At 51.8% G+C, this 23,949-nt stretch carries 24 protein-coding genes; 11 read left to right on the top strand and 13 right to left on the bottom strand.

Annotated features, from left to right (window positions below):
* Nucleotides 1–41 precede the first annotated feature (41 nt).
* The 3 genes from ACKWMY_RS08480 to ACKWMY_RS08470 all read right to left on the bottom strand — a co-directional run bounded on the left by ACKWMY_RS08480 (nt 42) and on the right by ACKWMY_RS08470 (nt 1,861).
* Nucleotides 42–458, bottom strand: a complete 417-nt coding sequence (locus tag ACKWMY_RS08480; RefSeq protein WP_074028892.1) for a YjaA family stress response protein — start codon at nt 456–458, stop codon at nt 42–44.
* A gap of 52 nt (nt 459–510) precedes the next feature.
* Nucleotides 511–1,131: a glutathione S-transferase family protein gene (locus tag ACKWMY_RS08475; RefSeq protein WP_409486164.1), complete on the bottom strand. Its 621-nt coding sequence runs from the start codon at nt 1,129–1,131 to the stop codon at nt 511–513.
* 73 nt (nt 1,132–1,204) lie between these two features.
* Nucleotides 1,205–1,861 carry an HAD family hydrolase gene (locus ACKWMY_RS08470; protein ID WP_199063538.1) on the bottom strand — a complete coding sequence of 219 codons (657 nt, stop codon included), beginning with the start codon at nt 1,859–1,861 and terminating at the stop codon, nt 1,205–1,207.
* Nucleotides 1,862–2,277: 416 nt separating this feature from the next.
* Here ACKWMY_RS08470 and ACKWMY_RS08465 point away from each other — a divergent pair, with 416 nt between their 5' ends.
* The gene (locus ACKWMY_RS08465) at nt 2,278–3,483 is read left to right on the top strand and encodes a serine hydrolase (RefSeq protein WP_261161357.1); all 1,206 of its coding nucleotides are present in this window, start codon (nt 2,278–2,280) and stop codon (nt 3,481–3,483) included.
* Nucleotides 3,484–3,525: 42 nt separating this feature from the next.
* Here the strand turns inward: ACKWMY_RS08465 and ACKWMY_RS08460 are convergent, their stop codons facing one another.
* From ACKWMY_RS08460 to deoC, 4 genes are all read right to left on the bottom strand, one after another.
* A complete protein-coding gene (locus ACKWMY_RS08460; protein ID WP_308871590.1) occupies nt 3,526–4,893 on the bottom strand; it encodes an L-serine ammonia-lyase in 1,368 nt (455 codons plus the stop codon).
* A 134-nt stretch (nt 4,894–5,027) separates the two neighbouring features.
* On the bottom strand, nt 5,028–6,326 hold the full coding sequence (locus ACKWMY_RS08455; RefSeq protein ID WP_065685373.1) for an HAAAP family serine/threonine permease: 1,299 nt from the start codon (nt 6,324–6,326) through the stop codon (nt 5,028–5,030).
* Nucleotides 6,327–7,282: 956 nt separating this feature from the next.
* A complete protein-coding gene (gene deoR, locus ACKWMY_RS08450; protein ID WP_308871593.1) occupies nt 7,283–8,047 on the bottom strand; it encodes a DNA-binding transcriptional repressor DeoR in 765 nt (254 codons plus the stop codon).
* 304 nt (nt 8,048–8,351) lie between these two features.
* On the bottom strand, nt 8,352–9,032 hold the full coding sequence (gene deoC / locus ACKWMY_RS08445) for a deoxyribose-phosphate aldolase (RefSeq protein ID WP_409486163.1): 681 nt from the start codon (nt 9,030–9,032) through the stop codon (nt 8,352–8,354).
* A gap of 225 nt (nt 9,033–9,257) precedes the next feature.
* On the opposite strand from deoC, the gene ACKWMY_RS08440 reads away from it, so the two are divergent.
* On the top strand, nt 9,258–10,076 hold the full coding sequence (locus ACKWMY_RS08440; protein WP_409486162.1) for a hypothetical protein: 819 nt from the start codon (nt 9,258–9,260) through the stop codon (nt 10,074–10,076).
* 32 nt (nt 10,077–10,108) lie between these two features.
* On the opposite strand, the gene ybjG is transcribed toward ACKWMY_RS08440, so the two are convergent.
* On the bottom strand, nt 10,109–10,714 hold the full coding sequence (gene ybjG, locus ACKWMY_RS08435) for an undecaprenyl-diphosphate phosphatase (protein WP_074028904.1): 606 nt from the start codon (nt 10,712–10,714) through the stop codon (nt 10,109–10,111).
* 6 nt (nt 10,715–10,720) lie between these two features.
* Nucleotides 10,721–11,479, bottom strand: a complete 759-nt coding sequence (locus ACKWMY_RS08430; RefSeq protein ID WP_199063775.1) for a phosphatase PAP2 family protein — start codon at nt 11,477–11,479, stop codon at nt 10,721–10,723.
* A gap of 159 nt (nt 11,480–11,638) precedes the next feature.
* Between ACKWMY_RS08430 and eco the strand changes: the two genes are divergently transcribed.
* Nucleotides 11,639–12,151 carry a serine protease inhibitor ecotin gene (gene eco / locus ACKWMY_RS08425; RefSeq protein ID WP_409486161.1) on the top strand — a complete coding sequence of 171 codons (513 nt, stop codon included), beginning with the start codon at nt 11,639–11,641 and terminating at the stop codon, nt 12,149–12,151.
* Nucleotides 12,152–12,242: 91 nt separating this feature from the next.
* Here the strand turns inward: eco and lpxA are convergent, their stop codons facing one another.
* Entirely contained in the window at nt 12,243–13,034 is a 792-nt protein-coding gene (lpxA, locus tag ACKWMY_RS08420; RefSeq protein ID WP_024528627.1) for an acyl-ACP--UDP-N-acetylglucosamine O-acyltransferase, read from the bottom strand.
* Between the two features lie 607 nt (nt 13,035–13,641).
* Here lpxA and ACKWMY_RS08415 point away from each other — a divergent pair.
* Entirely contained in the window at nt 13,642–14,067 is a 426-nt protein-coding gene (locus ACKWMY_RS08415) for a universal stress protein (RefSeq protein WP_024528628.1), read from the top strand.
* A gap of 68 nt (nt 14,068–14,135) precedes the next feature.
* Here ACKWMY_RS08415 and ACKWMY_RS08410 read toward each other — a convergent pair whose 3' ends face one another.
* Nucleotides 14,136–14,720: a hypothetical protein gene (locus ACKWMY_RS08410; RefSeq protein WP_211135843.1), complete on the bottom strand. Its 585-nt coding sequence runs from the start codon at nt 14,718–14,720 to the stop codon at nt 14,136–14,138.
* A 591-nt stretch (nt 14,721–15,311) separates the two neighbouring features.
* Here ACKWMY_RS08410 and ACKWMY_RS08405 point away from each other — a divergent pair.
* Complete coding sequence (locus ACKWMY_RS08405) at nt 15,312–15,677, top strand: SH3 domain-containing protein (RefSeq protein ID WP_308871603.1); 366 nt, start codon at nt 15,312–15,314, stop codon at nt 15,675–15,677.
* 532 nt (nt 15,678–16,209) lie between these two features.
* Here ACKWMY_RS08405 and ACKWMY_RS08400 read toward each other — a convergent pair.
* The gene (locus ACKWMY_RS08400; protein WP_024528631.1) at nt 16,210–17,901 is read right to left on the bottom strand and encodes an aspartate:alanine antiporter; all 1,692 of its coding nucleotides are present in this window, start codon (nt 17,899–17,901) and stop codon (nt 16,210–16,212) included.
* Nucleotides 17,902–18,244: 343 nt separating this feature from the next.
* Between ACKWMY_RS08400 and ACKWMY_RS08395 the strand changes: the two genes are divergently transcribed.
* Complete coding sequence (locus ACKWMY_RS08395) at nt 18,245–18,634, top strand: inner membrane protein YbjM (protein ID WP_065685365.1); 390 nt, start codon at nt 18,245–18,247, stop codon at nt 18,632–18,634.
* A gap of 53 nt (nt 18,635–18,687) precedes the next feature.
* Here the strand turns inward: ACKWMY_RS08395 and ACKWMY_RS08390 are convergent, their stop codons facing one another.
* On the bottom strand, nt 18,688–18,951 hold the full coding sequence (locus ACKWMY_RS08390) for a GrxA family glutaredoxin (RefSeq protein ID WP_021804981.1): 264 nt from the start codon (nt 18,949–18,951) through the stop codon (nt 18,688–18,690).
* Nucleotides 18,952–19,189: 238 nt separating this feature from the next.
* On the opposite strand from ACKWMY_RS08390, the gene ACKWMY_RS08385 reads away from it, so the two are divergent.
* The 5 genes from ACKWMY_RS08385 to potG all read left to right on the top strand — a co-directional run bounded on the left by ACKWMY_RS08385 (nt 19,190) and on the right by potG (nt 23,930).
* On the top strand, nt 19,190–19,489 hold the full coding sequence (locus tag ACKWMY_RS08385) for a YbjC family protein (RefSeq protein WP_021804980.1): 300 nt from the start codon (nt 19,190–19,192) through the stop codon (nt 19,487–19,489).
* 57 nt (nt 19,490–19,546) lie between these two features.
* The gene (gene rimK, locus ACKWMY_RS08380) at nt 19,547–20,449 is read left to right on the top strand and encodes a 30S ribosomal protein S6--L-glutamate ligase (protein WP_059200358.1); all 903 of its coding nucleotides are present in this window, start codon (nt 19,547–19,549) and stop codon (nt 20,447–20,449) included.
* 174 nt (nt 20,450–20,623) lie between these two features.
* Nucleotides 20,624–21,103, top strand: coding sequence for a YbjN domain-containing protein (locus ACKWMY_RS08375; protein ID WP_024528635.1), 480 nt, complete (start codon nt 20,624–20,626; stop codon nt 21,101–21,103).
* Nucleotides 21,104–21,498: 395 nt separating this feature from the next.
* Nucleotides 21,499–22,608, top strand: coding sequence for a spermidine/putrescine ABC transporter substrate-binding protein PotF (gene potF / locus ACKWMY_RS08370; RefSeq protein WP_199063597.1), 1,110 nt, complete (start codon nt 21,499–21,501; stop codon nt 22,606–22,608).
* 188 nt (nt 22,609–22,796) lie between these two features.
* Nucleotides 22,797–23,930: a putrescine ABC transporter ATP-binding subunit PotG gene (gene potG, locus ACKWMY_RS08365; protein ID WP_065685359.1), complete on the top strand. Its 1,134-nt coding sequence runs from the start codon at nt 22,797–22,799 to the stop codon at nt 23,928–23,930.
* Nucleotides 23,931–23,949 lie beyond the last annotated feature (19 nt).

Below are 23,949 nucleotides of genomic sequence, written 5' to 3'. Positions count from 1 at the left end.
TAACTTAAGCACAGCGCAGGGAAAATGCAACATATTGAAATTTAGGTGAGTTTGAGATCGGCGGCGGTAAGCACCTGGTCAGAATTCATTAAGAAAATGCGTTTTACCCTATCATCACTCAGGGGATGTGGGTCTGCATAAACTGAGTGATATCCTTTGGGGAAACTTGCAACGGTAATTTCCTGCAGGATCCGCTGCTCTACCTGGCTAACGCCGCCTTCCAACATTTCCATTGCATGGATCACGATGTCATGACGAAAATGGCGGCGTTTAAGCTGGTTGATAAACCCAGGAAAGAACTGCGGTACCAGATTGTGCAGGCAGTATTCGGCAATAAAAAACTGGCCGATCAGCAGCCGTTGAGTGCTGAAAGGCCCGACTCTAGCGGCGCTCTTCTGGGTATCAAGGCTTTTCAATGTCAGATGGTTACGGCGTACCTGTAAATAAAACAATGACATACTGCTTCGTACCTCCGTTGTACGAAGTGCCCCGTTAGGGGCACTATGGCAATCAAGTGAGTGGGATCATTACTGAGTGTTGATAAGCAGGGCGTGCGCACAACCGTTGATACCAGCGCTCCATATGCGGGCTGGGCTGGCGTTCGATCGGCATGGAAAACCAGGCGTAAACAAAGCTGCCGAGCGGAATATCGCCGATGCCGAACTCTTGGCCTGAGAGATAGGGCTGCTCAGCCAATGTGCGTTCGATGATAGCAAAGTGTTGCTCCAGTTCAGCAATGGCGGCCTTAATCTGAGCCATATCGCGCTTTTCGGGCGGAGTGCGAACCATACCCCAGAACACGGTGCGGAAGGGGGCGGCAATGGTTGAGGTATTCCAGTCCATCCATTTTTCTGCCGCAGCGCGAGCCTGGAGATCCTGCGGGTAAAATGGCGTCTGGCCGAACTTGGCCGCCAGATAACGCACGATGGTATTGGATTCCCACAGCACGAAATTCCCATCCTGCAAGAGCGGCACAAGGCCGTTGGGGTTAAGCGATCGGTAAGGTTCTTCGTTAACCTTGCCGAAGGCACCACCGGCGTTGATATGGGTGTAATTCAGCCCTAACTCTGCGGCACACCAGCGCACTTTTTTGACGTTGTTGGAATTTTCACGGCCCCAAATGGTCAGCACAAAGCACCTCTTCATCGACAGATAAAAGTAACCCTCATACCTACGCTACAAAGCCGTTTTTGTCACCTTGAAATCAGCGTTCCCAGTGGCAGACCTCCCAATCGTGCCGATCTGCCAGCGCACGCAGATCGCTATTGGGATTGATGACGGTAGCGCTGTCGACGTACTCCAGCATGGCTTTATCGTTAATGGAGTCGCTGTAGCCGTGGCTATGGGCAAATTGAAGCTCAGGGTGTTGCTGCAACCATTGTTGCAGGCGGATGACCTTACCCTGCTGATAGGTCATGGTGCCGTAGGTATTGCCAGTAAAACGGCCATCTGCCACTTCGACACCGATCGCCAGCGCGCCATCGGCTCCCAGTTGCTCGGCAATGGGGGTAACCAGGTGTTCGCCGGTAGCAGAAATCACCAGAATGCAGTCGCCGCGTTCGCGATGCCATTGCATGCGTTCGCGTGCCGCGGGGTAGACGCGGGGCAGGATATCCCGGCGAATATAGCGCTGCACCCAACCGGCGACGGTTTGGGTACTCAGGCCCACCAGCGGAACCAGCGTTGCCTGCATATAATCTTCCATCGACAGCTGGCCCTGATAATAGGATTGCATCAACAACTGCTCTTGGCGTTCCAACTCTGCCGGGGCGAACCCTTCGGCCACCAGCCAGCGAACCCACAGGCTGGCGCTGTCATCATCAATCAGGGTTTCATCCAGGTCGAACAGGGCTAAATCCATCAATATTTCTCCGGCAAGGAATGCTGCGGGCTACAGGATAACGGATACGCGCGGCTGCGAGCCAGTTGCCGCGGTGAAATGCGCAGAGCATAAGTAACTTTGATGACAGTGCGGCGACGGTTTGTTGAAAGTTTGCATAACCTGGCACATAGCCTGATTTCCAACCAATTTCTCTGCGGTAACGTACAGTTATGTAAAAATGCAGAAAAATCAGCCTAAACCCTGCAAAAATAAGAGCAATCTAATAAACTCACAGCGAGGGCACTTTTGGTGCCGCGTTGGCCCAAATGGGAGCCGCTGGGTATTTCGCGGTTGGCAGCGCGGCCTCGTGCCACTCTCGCTGGTTGGCTGAAAACGTGAACATGTTTGAAAGTTAACGCTATTTCAATGGTTTGAATGGACACTCTGGCGACGTCATGATGAAAAATAACCGTTCCACTTCTCTTGGTAAATTGGCCCTCAGTGTAGGTGTCATGTTGTTGGTTGTGCCTACCGTACAGGCAGCAGAGGCTCCGGCCGCACCACAGGTCGATGCGAAAGCCTATGTCTTGATGGATTACAACAGCGGCAAGATCCTGGCAGAAGGTAATGCGGATACCCGCCTGGATCCCGCGAGCCTGACTAAAATCATGTCCAGCTACGTGATTGGTCAGGCGATGAAAGCCGGTAAAATCAAACCGGACGATCTGGTCACCGTGGGCAAAGATGCCTGGGCAACCGGCAACCCGGTGCTTCGTGGTTCTTCTTTGATGTTTATCAAACCTGGCGACCAGGTACCGGTATCGGAACTCAATAAAGGCATCGTCATCCAGTCAGGTAACGACGCCAGCATCGCCTTGGCGGACTTCGTGGCGGGTAGCCAGGATTCGTTCGTTGGCTTGATGAACAATTATGGCAAGTCCCTCGGCCTGCAAAATACCCACTTCCTGACCGTGCATGGTCTGGATGCCGAAGGGCAGTACAGCACCGCACGCGATATGGCGTTGCTGAGCCAGGCGCTGATCCGCGACGTGCCGGATGAGTACGCGTTGCATAAAGAAAAAGAGTTCACCTTCAACAAGATCCGCCAGATAAACCGTAACCGCCTGCTGTGGAGCACCAACCTGAATGTGGATGGTATCAAAACCGGTTACACCGGCGGGGCCGGGCATAACCTGGTCGCCTCGGCCACCGATGGCCCAATGCGCCTGATTTCGGTAGTGCTAGGGGCTCCGAGTGACCGTGTGCGCTTTAGCGAAAGCGAGAAGTTGCTGACCTGGGGCTTCCGTTTCTATGAAACCGCAACGCCAATCAAGGCCGATAAAGCCTTTGTGACGCAGAAAGTGTGGTTTGGTGACGTGGGCGAGGTGCCGCTGGGCGTGGCGAAGGATGCCGCCGTCACTATTCCCAAGGGGCAGATGAAAAACCTGAAGGCCAGCTACAAGCTTAATCAACCGACGCTGGAAGCGCCGCTGGCGAAAAATCAGGTGGTAGGTACCATCGATTTCCAACTGGATGGCAAAACTATCGAACAGCACCCGCTGGTGGTGATGCAGGAAGTGAAAGAAGGGAACTTCTTTAGCCGCATGTGGGACTTTGTGATGATGAAGTTGACCCAGTGGTTCGGCGGTATTTTCGGCTAATCTTTGTTTGATAAGGGGCCAACAGTGGCCCCTTCTGCCAGATTAATTACATGCCACTACCTTGATGGCTAATCCGCCCTGAGAGGTCTCGCGGTATTTGGAATTCATGTCCTTGCCGGTTTCGTACATGGTTTCGATCACCTTATCCAGGCAAACGCGCGGCTCGCTGGTGCGACGCAGTGCCATACGTGCGGCGTTGACCGCCTTCACGGCAGAAATCGCGTTACGTTCGATACAAGGCACCTGAACCTGTCCGGCCAGTGGATCGCAGGTCAGCCCAAGATGGTGCTCCATGGCAATCTCTGCGGCGATACAAACCTGTGCCGGGCTGCCGCCCATCAGCTCCGCCAGACCAGCTGCCGCCATTGAGCAGGCAACGCCGACTTCCCCTTGGCAGCCCACTTCAGCGCCGGAGATTGAAGCATTCATCTTGTACAGCGTGCCGATCACACCGGCAGTCAGGAAGTAACGGCTGTAGGAGTTGGTGTTCACCGGGCGGATAAACTGGTCGTAATACGCCAGCACCGCTGGAATGATACCGCAGGCACCGTTGGTGGGGGCCGTTACCACTCGGCCACCCGCTGCGTTCTCTTCGTTGACCGCGAACGCGAACATATTGATCCAATCAACTACGTTCATCGGGTCGATATTGTTCTTGTCACCGGTTACCAGAATGCGGCGTAGGGCGGCGGCACGGCGCTGTACCTTCATCGGGCCGGGGAGCAACCCTTCGGTATTCATACCGCGTTCGATACCGGCACGCATCACCTGCCAGACGTCGGCAAAGTGCGCTTCGATCTCTGCTTTGCTGCGCAATGCCAGTTCGTTCTGCATCACCAATCCGGAAAGTGAAAGCCCGGTATCTTTGCAGTGCTGCTGCAAATCCAGCGCGGAACGATAAGGGTAGGGGACCGCAACGCTATTGTTGGCCGATTGGCCGAAGTTTTCTTCATCAACGATAAATCCGCCGCCGATGGAGTAATAGGTTTTGCTGTGCAGCAACCGATCGCCAGCATAGGCGCTGATCGACATGCCGTTTTCGTGCAGCGGCAGGTTAGTGCTGTGGAAGTTCATGCCACCAAGCTGTGGAAAATCGACCTCGTGCTCACCCTTTGCCAACAACAGGCGGCCACGCTGCTCTACATCACGAATAAAGCCGGCGATGCTGTCGATGTCCACGTCATGGGGCAGATTGCCCGCCAGGCCCATAATAATCGCGATGTCGGTATGGTGCCCTTTACCCGTCAGTGACAGTGAGCCGTAGACGTCAACCGCCACCCGCGTTGTATCGTGGAGTTGCCCGGCGGCCTGCAAATCATCAATAAACTGTTTACCGGCCTTCATCGGGCCGACGGTGTGGGAACTGGAAGGGCCGATGCCAATTTTGAAAATATCGAAAACGCTGACCATAGTCTCGCTTCCTTCTTGAAGTTAATTCCCTCAGCCTGCCGTTTAGGGGGCATAGGGGTCATGCTTGAGTTCGCGGCGGGGCAGGAGGGGGAGATTCGAGATAGCCGGTGCCATAAGGCACCGGCTGAGCGCTATTAACCGAACAGGGTGTACAGGATGGCAGAGATGGCAATCAGGCCCATCACGACCACAAATACGTTGCTGATGTGGCCACTGTACTTGCGCATGGCAGGCACTTTACGGATCGCATACATCGGCATCAGGAACAGCAGCATCGCGATGATTGGGCCGCCCAGGTTCTCGATCATACCCAGAATGCTTGGGTTCAGTGTGGCAACGATCCAGGTGGTCACCAGCATGAAGATGGCAGTGATGCGGTTCAGCTTGTGGGTGGTGATGGTTTTGCCACGGCTTCTCATCGATTTGGCAATCATGCCGTTAAAGCCTTCACGAGCACCGAGGTAGTGGCCCAGGAAGGATTTGGTGATGGCGATAAAGGCGATGACTGGTGCGATGTACTCGATCACCGGGTTGTTAAAGTGGTTAGCCAGGTAAGACAGGATGGAGATGTTTTGCGCTTTGGCTTCGGCCAGATCCGCCGGGGACAGGCTCAGCACGCAGCTGAAAACAAAGAACATCACGGTCAGCACCATCATGATGTGTGCGTAGCCCAGGATGCGGGAACATTTCTTCTCAGCGTCCACGCCGTACTCTTCGCGTTTTGCGACTGCAAAGGCGGAGATGATCGGTGAGTGGTTGAACGAGAACACCATAACCGGGATTGCCAGCCACAGGGTGATCACCAGGCCGTGGCCCAGGCTGCCGCCAGAACCGGCCAGTGAGACGTTTTCGAAGATGGCACTGCTCCAGTTAGGGATCAGGTATAGCGCCAGCAGCATCAGCACCGCAACAAACGGGAATACCAGGATACTCATGGTCTTCACGATCGCCTGCTCACCGAAACGCACGATGCCCATCAGGCCAACGATCAGGATCAGCGACAGGATGGCACGCGGTGGCGAAGCCATACCCAACTGGTGGGTGATGAAGCTGTCCACGGTGTTGGTGATCGCGACGCTATAAACCAGCAGGATTGGGTAAATGGCGAAGAAGTAGAGCAGGGTAATCAGTTTACCCGCGCTGATGCCAAAGTGTTCTTCTACCACTTCGGTGATGTCTTCACCTGGGTTTTTGCCGGACAAAACGAAACGGCACAGGCCACGGTGGGCGAAGAAGGTCATCGGGAAGGCGATGATGGCCATGATGATCAGCGGGATTAAACCGCCGATACCGGCGTTGATTGGCAAGAACAAGACGCCAGCGCCGATGGCGGTGCCGTAGAGGCCCAACATCCACATGGTATCTGATTTACGCCAGGCCGTGCTGGAACCTGAGGCTGCAGAGGCGATAGTGCCAGTCTGTGTAGTGTCCATAAATATCTCCGAGGTGAACACGATAATTTAAAATAAAAAGAAAAACTTAAGTTTAAAATCCGCTGGTGAAATAAGTGGCTGTCTCACCAGTGGTAAAATCAGTTGTTACAACTAGAGGATGAATTGCGCCTCTGAATTGTTTATCAGGCTAATGATGTTGCTAACCTGTCCAAATGGTTTCTGCTGTTAACGGTGTCAACGCCGATGTTTCTGTCGGAGGAGAAACTGCCCACCGATTTTGTTGGCGGCAAGATAACGATTTACAGCAGAAACAACCGTGATCCCGCTCCCAAATGCGTGATGTGTGCGGCTAAAGGCTTTTATTGTAAATTTTCATGCAAATGTTGCGCGTTTGTGCGAAACATCATGCTGCAACCGCTCTCACTAATCCCACAACCTTTATCCGGTTTGTGTAATGTTTAACCGGATAAAAACCTGTCTTGTGTGGCAGGGCGAGCAATATATTTTATGTGCTGGTTTGGATCTAGCTAAAAAGCCGGATTTAGCCGTTTTAGTGATGTAGATCACGTTTGGTTATTAAGGGGGAAAATCTTATCTTATTGTTTTTAAGATTATTTTATGATTTTCACCGTCAATGTGGCTGGAAGATGATGGCCGTAATAAGACGTTTTTAATCATCATATAAATAAGGCTAAATACTGCTAATTTGATTAAAAGTAGCCGATAATTTTTTGCCAAAAGGCGGCTTAACGGGCCTGGTGGAAGAAAGGAGACATGTTATCTGGGGAAGATTTGATGCAAATTACTGCAATAATGTTCTGCGCGGAATAATAACGCTGGCAAGTTGTTGCAATCCATTAACCTGTAATTATCGGCCATTAGGAATATTTTAAGTTTAATTGCTTAAAAAAAAACCTGAGTTTAACGAGAAATTCGCAACCGTGTCCCTGAAGTCGCTCCGGGGACACGGCATAAAATCGGCCGTGAGGCCAAGATCAGAAACGCAAAGTAACGGCGTGTTGGTTGAAAAAGTCGATGAACTCGGGGTCAGGTTGGCGATCGGTGATGACTTTATCGAACAAGGCCAGTGGCCCGATGCAGGCTGGCTTGGTTTGGGAAAATTTGCTGTGGTCGGCGACCAGGATCTTTTGCTGCGCCTTGTCCAACGCTTTGTGTTTCATCGCCAGCTCGTCAAGGTTGAAGCAGGTTGCGCCGTGCTGCAAAGTGATGCCTGCCGCTGAGATAAAGGCCACGTTAGGGCAGATGTGGTCCAACTCGTTATGTTGGCCAATAGCGGTGAAAATGTAGTTGCTCGGTTTGAATTCGCCGCCGCACAGGATCACCTTGCAATTGGGTTTGTCCTGCAGCGCCAGGAAGGTGTTGAGTGAGTGGCAGATGGCGGTAAAGGGGAGTTCATCGGCAATAGCGTCGATAATGGCCGGGGTGGTGGTGCCACAGTCAAAGAACACCGTGTCATTTTCGTTGACCAACGGAGCTGCCAGCATGCCAATACGGCGCTTTTCCGCCACCTGTTTGGCTTTCTGATCGGAGACAAAGTAATTGGTCACCCCGTTGATTCGCGGATCGGCTACGACATAACCCCCAAGCAAGACCACCGCAGCAGGCTCGGCACTGAGATCGCGTCGGATGGTCATTTCCGAGACGCCGAGCAGTGCGGCTGCTTCTTTTAAGTGGATCTTGTCAGAACGCTTTAGAGCCTGAACTAGCCGGTTGATACGTTCGTCGCGCCGGGTTTCCATCAGTTATTCCTACAGGTTTATACCCCAGGTTTCTCAAGTGTGGCCGAAAGGGATAAAGGAGCCAAAAGTCTTTTTCGTTCGCTCCAACACAATAATGCGGAGTAGTGCAGACCCAGTTCGCACTGAGGGCACAACCCCGCATTATACCCGTCGTCTTTCAAGCTGCAACGTTGTTACCTGCGCTTACTCACCTCAGTCACTTACCCAAAAGTAAGCGCCTGGGGATGAGTAAGCTTGTCGCCTGGCTGCAGCTCGAAATCCATAGGGTATTTTTGTTGTTATAACTAGATAGAGCTAGCGAAAATCAGTAGCTACCTGCGTCAGCCGCATCGCCAGAAACGATCGCAACGCCCGAGCTGGTGCCGATACGTGTTGCTCCGGCGGCAATCATTTTCCCTGCGGTAGCGCGATCGCGCACTGCGCCAGAGGCTTTGACGCCCATCTCGCTGCCCACGGTAGCACGCATCAGTTTGACGTGGTCTTCACGAGCGCCGCCAGTGCTGAAACCGGTAGAGGTTTTAACGAAAGCGACATCCAGTTCACGACACATTTCACAAACCACAACGATTTGTTCATCGCTGAGCAGACAGGTTTCCAATATTACCTTCAACGGAATAGCCGCGCAAACTTCACGCACCGCGGCGATATCGGCCTTCACTTCGTCATTCAGGCCGCTTTTCAGCCAACCGACGTTGATCACCATGTCGATTTCCTGGGCACCGGCGGCAATGGCAGCTTTGGCTTCGAAAGCTTTGGAGACGGTCAAACCCGCCCCCAGAGGGAAGCCGATAACCGAGCATACTTTAACGTTGCTTTCCTGCAGCAGGTGAGCGGCAAACGGGACATAACCCGAGTTAACGCAAACGGCATAGAAATTATGCTGACGCGCTTCTTCGCACAGTTGGTTGATCTGGCTTTCCGTGGTGTCCATAGCCAGCAGGGTATGGTCGATATAGCGAGCGTAATCAATCTGTTCAGTAGTCATGGTCATTCCTCAGTGGGTGTAATAACGCTTTGGATGTTAGTAATGTTATAATCCTAACATCGTCACATCGCAATTGGTAGCTGTATTAACACTAATTTTTGAGTCATTAGCGGAATTGATGAGCATCACCTGCCACAGAATGGGCTGGTAAATGTTATTTAAATAACATAGATTACACCTTGACCAATCCGTTCACTGCGCAACGGCTGCCCCTGAGGAAAGAAGATGAAGACGATCATTAATCTGAGCCCTGGATTGTTCGGCACACAGCCGAATGAAGTGTATTGCGGCGCTGGTTTTACGGTGACCGCGTTTATGTTTCCTGGTGATATCGCCGCGTTGGCGCTGCAAAACCAGCGGGGTACCTTAACGTTATTGCCTTACCAGGATTTGATGATTTGGGATGCGGTGTTTGACGGCCAGTCTCTCAAATCAAAAGCTAGCCGGGCACAGCCACGGCGTCATGATACCCGTGGTTGCTTTGCCTCTCACCAAGGCTTGCCACCTGATCATGGTCCGGTGATTGATGTCTGGCTGGAGGTAGAGGAGAAAGCGATCACTGTACGAGTCAGCACGGCCGACGGCCCTTGCCGCATCCAACCGGCCGTTCAGCTAGCCGCCAGCAGCACACAGTTCAGTATTGAAATGGTGATCAACAACCTGGCCGAGCAGGCCCAGCCATTGAGTTATATGTGCCATATGAACTATGCCTGCGAAGAGGGGGCCGTTTTCCGCCAAAATCTGCCGGGTTGTGCGCTCAATATCCGTGATAATCCACAGCAGGTCATTTGCTCTGACGACCTCTCGCTGTATGTCGATCAGGCCGAGTTCTTTATGCTGGCACCGTGCGGCAGAAGGTTTGTAACCCGTTTTGCCACCGGCCAATTCAGCTATGCCGTCTTACAGCGGCCACGAGCCAACTCGCGGGCGACGGCTTTTGTCCAGCCAGCCAGTTGCAGCCCAGAGGTCGCAGCGATACCAATGGCAGTGATGTTAAAAGCGGGGGAGATGCGGGAGTTCCGCGTGACGACCGGTATGCTATAGCTGGCGGGGGGCAAGCCCCCCGCGGGCAGGTATTACTCCTTCACCCATCCTTTACGGATCGGGAAGGCGAACAGAAAATGATACAGGCGGGTCAGACGCTGGGCGATGGCATCACCAAACAGGTTCCATACCAATTGGGCAAACAGACAGCCTACGCAACCCACCAGGAAACCGCCCACCATATCCAGTGGCCAGTGCACGCCGAGGAATACCCGGGACCAGGCAATGGCGATTGCCACGACCATCAGCAAAAGTCCGGACCAGGCGCGATGCCAGCACAGGAAGGCCAGGGCGAAGGTGAAGATGGCGGTGCCATGATCGCTGGGGAAGGAACTATCTGGTGCATGTGCCAGAAAGGTATAGCCAATACCGGTGACAAACGGGCGTTCATGGGGCAACAGCGCACCGATGGTGGCTGCCGCGCTCATGGCAAATAACAGGGCAATGGTCGTTTTAGCTACCACTTCTCGCTGTGCTGCCAGTTGGCCATGTGCCCCCCAGAACCACAGGCCAACAATCAGCAGAGGGATAATGGCGATCAGATCCCGGGCGATGAAAGTGGCAAGATCGATTAACCATTCCGGGCTGGCCGGAGTGGCATTGATCCAGGCGAAAAGAAGATAGTTCAACTGCTCCATTAAGTATTACCTCGTTTTACGGCGGAAATAGCCGCTAATACACCAATAAACAGCCAGTTGGCTGAACCAAACCCACCACCCGGCCCACAGGTTATGGGAAAGAAAATGTGCGCCTCGCATGATCTGGCCAAGTCCCATAAGCATGCCGAGCGTAATACCGCACAGCCAGCACCAGTAAGCCAGGCGCGGGCGTTGCGGATAAAACAGAAAGAACAGTGCCATCACGGCAAAGCCACTGGAAGCGTGGCCACCGGGGAAGCAACGGCCAGGCCCCGGAAAGGCTGGCGTGCTGCCAAACAGGGGAAACGACATCGCTTTGCCACCGTACTCCAGCAGATCCCAAGGGCATGAGTGTGCGCTGGTGGCTTTTAGGATCCCCACCACCAACGGCCCAATGCCGATCAACAGCATGGTGACGATCAGCCGCGCGTTACGGCGATAAATTCCCCAAAACAGCGCCAGCACCGCTCCGGCGATCACCGATATCTTTAACAACCGATGGTTGATCAGATCCAGCCAGTAGTTGTTCTGCCAAGGAAAACGCTGGCTGGCGGCGTCATACCAATAATTACTGACCGCCCAATCCAGTTGTTCATTGCGTGACAGCCAGATAAACAACAACGCAGCCACCATCAGCCCAAAGGCTTGCCAACGGTAAAAGGATGTGGGCAAGGAGTAAAGGGCGCCAGTCTGAATTTGGCTAGTCGTTGAGGATTGATTTAATGACGAATGTTTGGCGTTTGATGGGTTCACACGGTGGCTCATAGGCGGTAATGGATCAGGCTACTGTAATCATCCCGTCTTAAGAAAACCTTAATGAATGGCAAGAGGCTTGGGGACGATATCCAGATTTGGCCTATAATTTAACGGCGTAAAGTATGCTAGCGTAGTTGGGTATTAGGTTATGAATTGTAAGGATAAAAAATGAACAAGCTTTCTATGGTAGTGACCAGCCTGCTGATGGCTGCGTCTGTCAGCGCCGTTGCTGCAACCACCGCAAGTACTGACGATCTCAATATGCAGCCGTTGGAAAAAGTAGCACCGTTCCCGAAAGCAGAGCCGGGCATGAGCCGGCAGGTCATTTATTTACCCAAGCAGGAGAATGAAGAAAACTTTAAGGTTGAACTGCTGATTGGCCAAACGCTGGAAGTGGATTGCAATCGCCACATGATGGGCGGCAATCTGGAGAGTAAAACGCTGGCCGGTTGGGGTTACAACTATTTTGTACTGCCGAAGCTCTCGGCTCCGGCCTCTACCATGATGGCTTGCCCGGATAATACCAAGCGTAAGGAGTTCGTTGCCGCTCATCTGGGGGATGCCGCAATGCAACGTTATAACAGCCGCTTGCCGATCGTGGTTTACGTGCCGAATGACGTCGAGGTGCGCTATCGTATCTGGTCAGCCAGCGAAAATACTGGCCGTGCGGTAACTAAATAAACGCCTGTAGACTACGCCATTTAGGGGCGCCGCATGCTTAGCTGCGTGCGGCGCTCAATTGAATATTCAATGGAATGGTTCACAGCAGAGCCTAGCGGATAATGCCGCGCGCCGAGCGTGAGAAGAAAGAAGTAAACCATTGCAATAGCGGATAGGTTTCGCTCAAAAGCTGCACCTCCTGTTTCACCTTATCGATCGCCAACGCATGATGATATAGCCTGTTGTACAGGGCTTGGATCATTTGCTGTTGCTGAGCGTCCAGTGATTGAAAGGCTGCCGCTGATTCGTTAACACCGATGGGGGCCGCGTGATTGCCACTGGCGCTGACAAAAGGTGGAACATCCTGCACCACGCCGGACTGATGGGCGATATGCGCATGAGCACCCAACAGACAAAACTGATGTATCGCGCACATATTGCCGATCTGCACAAAATCATCCAGTTCAACATGCCCGGCCAGCCCCGAGTTATCACCAATAACCGTGGTATTGCCGACAATGCAATCATGTCCAATGTGGACATTGTTCAAGAACAGGTTGTCATTGCCGATAGTCGTTCGCCGATAGCCTTGAGCAGTACCGCGATGAATGGTCGCATTTTTGCCGATCCTGTTTCTGTCGCCGATCAACACGTCCGTGGCTTCACCAGCATATTTCAAATCCTGATTCACTTCGCCGATAGTGGAAAACTGCCCGATAACGTTATTGCAGCCAATACGGGTGAGGCCGCTAATACTGACATGAGAGGCTATCACCGTGTCATCACCAACCTCGACGCCAGCTGCGATGATGCAGAAGGGGCCAATGCTGACGCGCGCACCGATAATCGCCCCCGGTTCAATCAAGCTGTTGCTTGCGACCCGGGCAGAGGGAGAAATTGACATTGCGTTATCCTGATGATGGCGCGTGGCGTTTCCGGCACTCAGGGCCAATCATGGGTAAATGATTAAGCCGAAGTCTGGATTAATCTGGGAGTAAGCGTCGAATGGGAGGGGAAAGGGTTGGGTGATGGAGGCCTGGTGATTTTGCTTATCGACAGGGCCGAGTATAAGGAGTTCATGGGCATATCACACCATCATATATTTTCTTTATTTTCTGAACCTTTCTGGAATCGAAGATGGGGCCGGAGGGCTTGAATGCGGATCGGCACCGAGGCTGCAGACATTCCCTCTCCGAGGTGACAACATAGGGGGCAGTATCATGCTGCGCCCGTTTGAGTAAACAATGGGTTAGCTCACGCTTGCTATGGCGCTTAAGACACTTGGGAATCCAGTTTTACCTGGTTTTGCACCACTTCCTGCGCCTTGGTATAGCGTTAAATCAACATATGAAAGAGTTTATCTGCCTGCAGATTTTGCAGTAGTGCCTGATGCCGATATGGGTTATTTCAGCAGTAGAATGATAAGAGGATAAGCAGCTACTCTCAGGCTAGACTAGAATTAATAGGTAGGTTATCAGGCTGGGTATTAGGTAATACGGAGGGCCGACAATATGACTTATCAACATATCGTTATTGCAACCGATCTGAGCGATGATGCCGAACTACTGGTGCGTAAAGGTTCTGAATTGGCTGGCGCACTGCAGGCCAAGCTGTCGTTGATTTATATCGATGAGCAAGCTAACCACTACAGCGAGTTTGGTAGTGGCGAATTCAATTATGCCGATAAGACCTTCTCTGAACGAGTGAAAAATATGCTTAACGCTATCCAGCAGCAGGCGGAGTATCCCATCAGTGAAGTGATCATTGGCCGTGGTGATCTAAGCGAAGCGCTGAACAATGCCATTCGTGAAAAAGGCATTGATTTGGTGATTTTTGGTCACCACCACGATATGTGGAGTCGTTTGGTATCCAGTACGCGCCGTACGATCAACCATATTGCGGTTGATATGCTGGTGGTGCCGATAGAAAAACATTGATGGGATGCTGGTTTTTACTCCGCCCGCTATTATGTTATTCTGCATAATAGCAGGAGGCATTGATCGGATTACTCTATTGAAGGGAAACTCCTTTCCACGAGGTAATTCAGTACGTTAATATCATCATTGAGCATCTCCGAGGGAAGGTTTTTTAGAATTTTATCTCTAATATCGGTCTTTATAAAGAAGAGTGACGTATTTGAATAGAAAAAAGGATCCATCAAGTAAATAGAAACGCCGTCATTGTATAGCTCCATATAGTCACTGCCGATAAGTGGGGTTTTCTTTACGACGGTGGCGTACTTACTGGCTAGAATTGCACTGATAAGACTAAACTGATCGTTTTTAAATTGTAACTGCAGTGCGGATAGATTTTTATTCTGATCAAACAAGACAAAGACATCTTTGATACTTTCAAAAATAATATTGCTTCGCTTGTCCTTGTTGTTATCGGGTGTTTCTTTATAAATGTTCCCTCTGAGTTCGTTATTATAACCTACATTTACCGCTTCCGGATGAGTCGCCTTAAAAGTGTCCTCCGTTGTCTGACCAAACTTCACCGTAAGCGTGCCTGTGCTGACTGCGCTTAAGTTCCCACAAAAAAAGGAACTGGTTAAAACCAGAAAAAGGTAACCTAAAAAACTCACTTTCATAATGCAATCCTATAAATCCTTTCTGGATTGTGAAATGACACATAAAAATCATTAAACTGCCAAAATTCGGTGTTTTATTTCTGGTGCTGTTATTGTGTTGGTTTTACATGCTTACCTCCCTAGTATAAATGATATTTTGAATCAATCTCAGACTTCCTTCGTTGAGCGGCAATACCTCGGCGTTTCACTACGTTGTCATTAAAAGAATAGTGTTGTCAATAACCTCGATAGGTTAAATTCTGGCAGTTTAAAATATGATATTGCGGTTGGCGTTATTTGTGATAGATGTCTCCTCCAGCTTTTATACACTGCTGCATTCGGTATTTATGTGTCGTATCGACGGCCATCGTCGACATGACCTGTACTGGGGGAAGACTGATATCGTGCCGTTACTTTGTCACCCGCGGGTTGAGCTGTAGCACGTGGTTATAAAGAAAACTTTTCTATCTATCAATGAAGTATGAGCAAGCTCTGGATTGGGTAGGCTTCAGATGATCAGTTGCGCGATGAGAATTAATAGTTGCATACTGTGTATGCATACAGATTGTCGTAAGCGTCAGAGGAAGGTAGATGGCATTTATGAGGACTAACATGAAATTTATCGCAATAGGGCAACATCGAAGTGAATATCCAGATCCTATAACGTTCAAAAGTGGAACTCAGCTTATTATAGGGGATAGGTATGAGGGCGATGAAGGTTGGGATAATTGGTATTTCTGTACAATACCTAATCATGCCGGTGGATGGGTTCCAGAACAACTCATAGAACGAAGCAACATACCCGGTCATGGTATAGCTAAAGATGACTATACGGCCAAAGAACTTGATGTTAATGAGGGCGATGAATTGCTGGCGATAAAATTCTTGAATGGCTGGGTATGGTGCCAGCGACTCTCAGATCAAGATATTGGTTGGGTACCGAAAAGCATTCTTCAGGACATCAAATCAGGCCGCTAGCTTGCATAAGAGTTTGAGTGGCGCCGTCGCAGTCCCCAAAGCCGTAATCAATACGGATGAGTCTACGCTCAAGCCCGGCAACACCGAGTAGGGCTTTGGCGCGCGCCTCCTTCGGCCTGAGCCTTTTGACGTTGTGGCCCCAGCTAGCGTCCAAATGGCCTCCAGCGGCTCCCAGGTTGATAATGAAGGCATTACTAACATCACGGTGTGTTAATCAATGGGGTGTAAGTCAAACTGACAAGAAGCCTGCGAAGCAGGTTTTTTTATGGCAGTAAAACGTGAGCCGCCACTTTGTCGCCACCCAGTAAAATGACGTTCCCTAAGTGACGGTTTTTAAGGGGCGTAAATTTCAGGCAACAAAAAACCCGTTAATCTTGAACCTAAAAAGGCGGGACTAACGGGCTCCACAAAATGGGGACATCAAAGAAAAGCAGTGGCACTAATTCAGACTATGTCCCGATCGAAAAGTTCTACCGGTTGCTAGAAAAAGCAAAAAATATTTCGCCATGGCACGACTTCTCAGACCGCCTTGCTACCCCATTAAACCTGGCCAGATCACCACGATGAGTGAACCTGCCAAGGTTAACAACACGTTAGCGATGGCGTAGGTGCCCGCATATCCCAACGCAGGAATATTACTACGTGCAGTGTCACTAATGATTTCCATCGCCGGGGCGCAGGTACGTGCTCCCATAATGGCACCAAACAGCAGGGCACGGTTCATGCGCAGAATGTAGGCACCGAACAGGAAGCAGATCACTACCGGTACCAGGCTGACGATCAAGCCTGCGATCAGCATCTGACCACCTACTGCGCCAAGGGTATTGCCGATACCGGCCCCTGCGCTCAGACCCACACCGGCCATAAATACCATCAGGCCGAACTCTTTCACCATGTTCAACGCGCCCTGAGGGATATAACCAAAGGTCGGGTGGTTGGCTCGCAGGAAGCCCAGCATGATGCCGGACATCAATAGCCCTGCGGCGTTACCGATACCAAAGGAGAAGCTGCTGGTGAACTGAATGGTGATCTGGCCAATCAGCAGGCCGATGATAAAGAAGGCGCAGAATGCCAGCAGATCGGTGACCTGGCTATGAATGGAGATAAAGCCGATCTTCTCTGCCACGCTTTTTACCCGGCGGGCATCGCCGCTGACCTGCAGTACATCGCCTTTGTTCAACACGATGCTGTCATCGATCGGCATTTCAATCTGGCTGCGGATCACGCGGTTGAGGAAGCAGCCATGATCGGTCAGCTTCAACTGGCTCAGGCGTTTGCCTACCGCATTGCTGTTTTTGACCACGATCTCTTCGGTCACGATGCGCATATCCAAGAGATCCCGGTCGAATACTTCCTTACCGTTACGGAAGCTTGGGTCCAAGCGTGCGTGAGCATCAGGGTAGCCGACCAGTGAGATTTCATCGCCGACCTGTAACACCGCATCTCCGTCTGGGTTGGCCAGAATGCCGTTGCGGCGAATTCGTTCGATGTAACAACCGGTTTGGCGGTAAATGCCGAGCTCGCGCAGGTTCTTGCCGTCTGCCCAGGCAACCAGTTCCTGGCCGACGCGATAGGCGCGGATCACCGGCAAATAAACCTTGCGCTGGCTATCGGTATCCAGGCCGCGCTCACGGGCGATTTGTTGGGCAGAGGTTGAGAGATCCTGATGCTGCAGTTTCGGTAGATAACGAGCACCGAAAATCAGGCTGACCAGGCCAATCAGGTAGGTCAGGGCGTAGCCCAGGCTCAGATGGTCTTGGGCAGCAAGCAGTGCCGGGCCGCTGGTGATGGTATTACGCAGCGTGTCGCCTGCACCCACCAACACCGGTGTGGAGGTCATCGAACCGGCGAGCATGCCGGCGGTAAGGCCGATATCCCAGCGGAACAGCTTACCCAGACCGATGGCGATCACCATGGCTGAACCGACCATCACCAGCGCCAGCATGAAGTAGTTTTTGCCGTCGCGGAAAAAAATCGAGAAGAAATTGGGGCCAGCTTCAACGCCGACGCAAAAAATAAACAGCATGAAGCCGAGGCTTAACGCTTCGGTGTTAATGGCAAAGTGTTGCTGGCCAAGCAACAGCGAGACCACTAAAACGCCAATGGAATTACCGAGTTGAACGGAGCCAAGACGAACCTTTCCGAGGCAGAGCCCCAGGGCGAGTACCACAAACAGTAACAGAATGTAGTTACCGTTTAACAAACTTGCGACGTTTATGTTCACGGGGGATAACTTATTGTTTACCAGTAAGTTCTTGATAAAGAACACTATAAGAGTTAGATTCAGCCATAGAGTATATGGATAAAGCTTAGATAACAACCAACCATCGGAAGGCGATCCGAACCATCGAATGGCGGCACTTATTCTAGTCGCTATCACGTATGACAGCCAGCATAAAGCTGTGTCGGTATACGTATTTAACCCTTTTTGACCAAGGAAAAAGTTCAGCCAGCGCTGTCGATTTCGGCTGTGTGTCGCAAGGTCTGTGCGATAGGCTGTGTTTTACGATGTAGTCAGCGGTCACATCGCGATATCCGTCGTTTTTCGGGTATGAGGGGAGAGGTGGATGGTGAGTTATCGATACTGGGTGGGCATTTTCAGCTGCTTTCTGCTCTTTAGCTTGGTTTTTCTTGGCCAGAAGAGCGGTGCCGTCGGCGTGACAGAATCCGAGCATCATGGTGAAACCGGCCTGCTGTTGTTTATTATTCCCGGTTTTATCGCCAGCTATTTGTCGAGCAAGCAGCGTATCCTGTGTCCCTTGCTTGGCGCACTGTGTGCGGTACCGCTGTGTTTGCTCATTCGCCACTTTTGGTTAACGCCCGGCCATTCGTTTTGGCAGGAGTTGGCTTACGCGGTCAGCGCCGTATTCTGGTGTGTGTTGGGTGGGATGCTGTATTTATTAATGCGCATGGTGTTGCATGCGTTGCAACAGTTCTATCGGCGGCAAAAACACTAATTGTAAAAAAGGCCACCTGCGTTCGGTGGCCTTTTTTTGTTCGAGCCTGAAGCTTATTGGAACAGGTTCAGGTTTTCTTTGGCGTAGGCTTCAAAATCGGTGCAGCCGCCAATGTGGGTCTGATCGATAAAGATCTGTGGCACGGTTTCTACCGGTTTGCCCACGGTTTTTTCCAAATCGGCCTTGGTGATACCTTCGGCGTGGATATCAACATAACGGAAGTTGAAATCGTCACGCTCTTCAGTCAATTTCTCTGCCAGCTCTTTAGCACGGACACAGTAAGGACAGCCCGGACGCCCGAAGATTACAGCAAACATGTAACACTCCTAGTCTGTTATTAATAATTAACCGTTATTGTAACGACATTCCTTCCGTCATAAAAAGACTTCAGTTGCGCAATCACTCACGTCATGGCGCTTACTATGCCCGTTGGCTGGGCTAAAAAAAAGCAGGATCTGCCTCTTGGTCTGATTTATAGAACCGATTAATCAACTAGGGCTGTTGCTGTGATGGCGAATTTACTACACTGGACACAGTGAGTCTGGAGAAAAAAATATGCGTTCATTCGGTGACTTACCGCGTTCTGTGCTGGTGCTTGAAGGATTGGGCATGGTGCTGTTGATACTCTCTTATCTGAGTATTCATGACTACGTCCGTTTGCCGGGTATGCTGGCTTCGCAACAGGCGGCGGTTGGCATGATCTTTCTAGGCGTGTTCATGATGGTTCCTGCAGCCGCGTTTTTGGTCTGGCGCGTAGTTCAAGGGTTCGGCCCGCTACTGCGTGGTGGCCAGCCGCCGCAGAACGATCGGCGTACTCCGCCGAAAGATAAACAAGACCAGGGACCGCAAGACTAAACGCGGCTATGGGGAATGCCTGCCAATGCAGGTGATCAACGCCTTTAGGGGTGACGAGTGAAAATTGCCATTCTTTCACGCGATGGTTCGCTGTACTCATGTAAAAGATTGCGTGAAGCCGCAGAGCAGCGTGGGCACCGTATTGATGTTATCGATCCGCAGTCTTGTTATATGAATATCAACCCGGCGGCACCGAGCATTCATTATCGTGGCCGCCAGTTGGAACATTACGATGCGGTGATCCCGCGTATTGGTTCCGCTATTACCTTTTATGGCACCGCCGTGCTGCGCCAGTTTGAACTGCTCGGCAGCTATCCGCTCAATGAGTCCGTGGCCATTACCCGGGCGCGTGACAAGTTGCGTTCGCTGCAACTGCTGGCGCGCCAGGGGATTGATCTGCCCATAACCGGCTTTGCGCATTCGCCGGATGACACCGGTGATTTGATTGAACTGGTGGGCGGTGCACCGCTGGTGGTGAAGCTGGTTGAAGGGACACAAGGTATCGGCGTGGTACTGGCCGAAACTCGCCAGGCGGCGGAGAGCGTTATCGACGCCTTTCGTGGCCTGAACGCCCATATTCTGGTGCAGGAGTATATCCGTGAAGCTAACGGCTGTGACATTCGCTGCCTGGTCGTTGGCGGTAGGGTAGTTGCCGCGATTGAACGGCAGGCAAAGCCTGGGGAGTTTCGTTCGAACCTGCACCGGGGTGGCACGGCCCGTAAAGTGCATATCACCGGCAAGGAGCGCGCTACGGCGATCAAGGCCGTGGAGACGCTGGGGCTGGATGTTGCCGGGGTTGATATCCTACGTGCCGATCGTGGCCCACTGGTGATGGAGGTGAATGCATCGCCGGGGTTGGAAGGCGTTGAAACCACCACCGGGTTGGATATTGCAGGCATGATGATTGAGTACATTGAGCAACGAGCCCGGCCTGGCTTTCGTCTGAAATCTGGCGGGTGATAAATGGCGCTTTCCACTGTCGCGCCAAGCGTATACGGGGGATCGCAGGTTCGGATATGCCGTGCGATGTTGTTGCATTAGTGAATTAAGCGGCTTTGATCGTGGCATCTCGATTGAATATTCCGTAAGCTATGCGCCTTTTCATGTCATTGAACCCTGTGAGGCTGGTAATTTATGGATTCACTCATCGTCCCCGATTTGGCGTTATTACGACGTTGGTTGGATCAGTTGGGGATCTCGTTTTTTGAATGTGACTCTTGCCAGGCGTTACACCTGCCGCACATGCAAAACTTTGACGGCGTATTCGATGCCAAGCTCGATCTGGTGGATAACGTGATCCTGTTTTCCGCGTTGGCCGAAGTCAAGCCAACCGCACTGATCCCGCTGGTGGCCGATCTCAGTCAAATCAATGCCAGCTCACTGACCATCAAGGCCTTTGTGGATATTCAAGACGATAACTTGCCAAAGCTGATCGTTTGCCAGTCTTTGAGCATCGCTGTTGGCGTGGCCTATGAGCAGTTTGCCCACTTTATGCAACAGGGTGAAGAACAGATCTCAATGGTGATCCTGGAAGCCAGGGCGAACGATCTGCTGTTTATGGGTGATGAAGAAGAGAACCCGGCTACCGTAGCCAGCCAACCGATGCTGCATTAATCTTCGCTGTACATTATGTGTGCCGCAGATCTGGCGGCACGCAGCCCGAACTTTTCCCCACAAACAGATATCCTGCGTTTCTCCCCTGATTGCCAGATATTTATCGTCTTTTAGGGCGTTATTACCGCATCACATACAGCACCCGTGCATAATTAATCGATAAACGGCGTTTTTTACCCTGGAGGCTGGCACCGTCTGGCAACTCCGGTTATGCTGCTGATCTTGCTAAAGGCTCACGCTCCTGTTTGTGACCTCGTGGGCTGGCAGGTGAGAAAATCGCATGCAATCAACTGCATAGCTATTCACTCGCGATCGCAACGATTGCGCTCGGCTAATCAAAGGCGTTGTATCCTTTCAGGATACAAATTTACCCCTGGTTTTGGAGGAAGTTACGGATGGTCACCCAACGTAAAAAGTGGTTATCGGGTGTGGTTGGCGGCTTGCTGATGACGGCTTGCCTCACCGCGTCGGCCGCAGACAATACGCTGCACATCTACAATTGGTCCGACTATATTGCGCCGGATACCCTGGCCAAATTCCAGAAAGAAACCGGGATCAAAGTGGTTTATGACGTCTTTGATTCCAACGAGGTTCTGGAAGGCAAACTGATGGCGGGCAGCACCGGTTATGATTTGGTGGTTCCTTCCTCCAACTTCCTTGAGCGCCAGTCCAAAGCCGGTATTTTTGAAGCGCTGGACAAGAGCAAGATACCTAATTACAAAAACCTTGATCCCGAAATGTTGCAACTGGTCGCGCATAACGACAAGGATAATAAGTACGGTATCCCTTACATGATGGTGACCACCGGCATCGGTTATAACGTTGATAAGGTCAAAGCGGTGCTGGGCAAAGATGCTCCGGTCAATAGCTGGGACCTGATCCTCAAGCCAGAAAACCTGGAGAAACTGAAAAGTTGTGGTGTCGCCTTCCTGGATGCGCCAAGTGAAGTCTATGCCACTATCCTGCACTATCTCGGCAAAGATCCTAACAGCACCAATGCGGAAGATTACACCGGTGCGGCCAACGATCTGCTGATGAAGCTGCGCCCGAATATCCGCTACTTCCACTCTTCCCAGTACATTAACGATCTGGCTAATGGGGATATTTGCGTGGCTATTGGCTGGTCTGGTGATGTGATGCAGGCCGCCAACCGTGCCAAGGAAGCCAAAAACGGCGTGAATGTGGCCTATTCCATTCCAAAAGAAGGGGCGCTGACCTACTTTGACATGTTTGCGATGCCAGCCGATGCCAAAAACAAAGATGCGGCCTACCAGTTCCTGAACTTCCTGCTCAAGCCAGAAGTGATCGCGGACATCAGCAACCACGTGTTTTATGCCAACGCGGTAAAAGACGCCACGCCGCTGGTGAATGCCGAGGTGCGTGATAACCCGAACGTTTACCCACCGGCAGATATTCGCGCCAAACTGTACACGCTGAACGTACAGTCGCCGAAACTTGACCGTGTCATTACCCGGGCATGGACTAAAGTTAAAAGCGGGAAGTAAAGACCCGTCGTCTTTCAAGCTTGTCGCCTAGCTACAGCTCGAAATTCATAGGGTTTTGATAAGTATAGGGGCTCAGCATGCTGAGCCCGGTATTGATAAGCATGTGGGTTTAACCCGCCTGCATTGCCATTTTGGGCCATGGCAATTGCTGTGGTTGGTCGTACTGCTTTAGCCGGAGAGCACCCCGATTGAACGATGTTATCCCTCGTCCGCTAGCCAAATCGCAGAAGGTTTTCACCCCTCTGCTGGAAATCCGTAACCTCACCAAAACCTTTGACGGCCAGAACGCGGTAGAAGACGTCAGCCTGACGATCTACAAGGGCGAAATCTTTGCGCTGTTGGGGCCTTCAGGTTGTGGAAAATCAACGTTGCTGCGTATGTTGGCCGGTTTTGAACAGCCGACGGAAGGGCAAATTGTCCTCGACGGTCAGGACATGTCCCACGTGCCACCATACCAGCGCCCGGTCAATATGATGTTCCAGTCCTATGCGCTTTTCCCCCATATGACGGTGGAGCAGAACATCGCGTTTGGCCTCAAGCAGGACAAAATGCCGCGCGCGGAAATTAACGAGCGCGTCACCGAAATGCTTACGTTGGTGCATATGCAGGAATACGCCAAGCGTAAGCCGCACCAGCTTTCCGGCGGGCAACGCCAGCGTGTGGCACTGGCGCGTAGCTTGGCCAAACGGCCGAAGCTGTTACTGCTGGATGAACCGATGGGCGCGTTGGATAAAAAACTGCGCGATCGCATGCAGCTGGAAGTGGTCGATATCCTGGAGCGCGTGGGCGCGACCTGCGTCATGGTCACCCACGATCAGGAAGAAGCGATGACCATGGCTGGCCGTATCGCCATCATGAACCGCGGCAAGTTTGTGCAAATCGGTGAGCCGGAAGAGATCTACGAGCACCCGAACAGCCGTTTCAGCGCCGAGTTTATCGGTTCGGTCAACGTGTTCGATTGCGTGTTGCAGGAGCGGCGGGACGATGCATTGATCTTGCAAAGCCCGGGTTTACGCCATGCGCTTAAGGTCGATCCTGATTCATCGGTGGTGGACGGTGTGCCTATTCAGGTCGCGCTCCGCCCGGAAAAGATCATGCTGTGTGAGGAAGTGCCGGAAGACGGCTGCAACTTTGCGGTGGGTGAGGTGGTGAACATCGCCTATCTTGGCGATCTGTCTATCTACCACGTGAAGTTGCTCAGCGGGCAGATGATCAGTGCGCAGTTGCAAAACGGCCATCGCTTCCGCAAAGGGATGCCGACTTGGGGTGATGAAGTGCGCCTGTGTTGGGAAACCGACAGCTGTGTGGTTCTGACGGTGTAGTTGAGAAAGTGAGGAGTAA

This window comes from Serratia sp. J2 (genome assembly GCF_046269175.1).
GTDB lineage: Bacteria > Pseudomonadota > Gammaproteobacteria > Enterobacterales > Enterobacteriaceae > Chania > Chania fonticola_C.
Note: the sequence above shows the minus strand (reverse complement) of the source record. Positions and strands in the feature narration are given on the sequence as shown.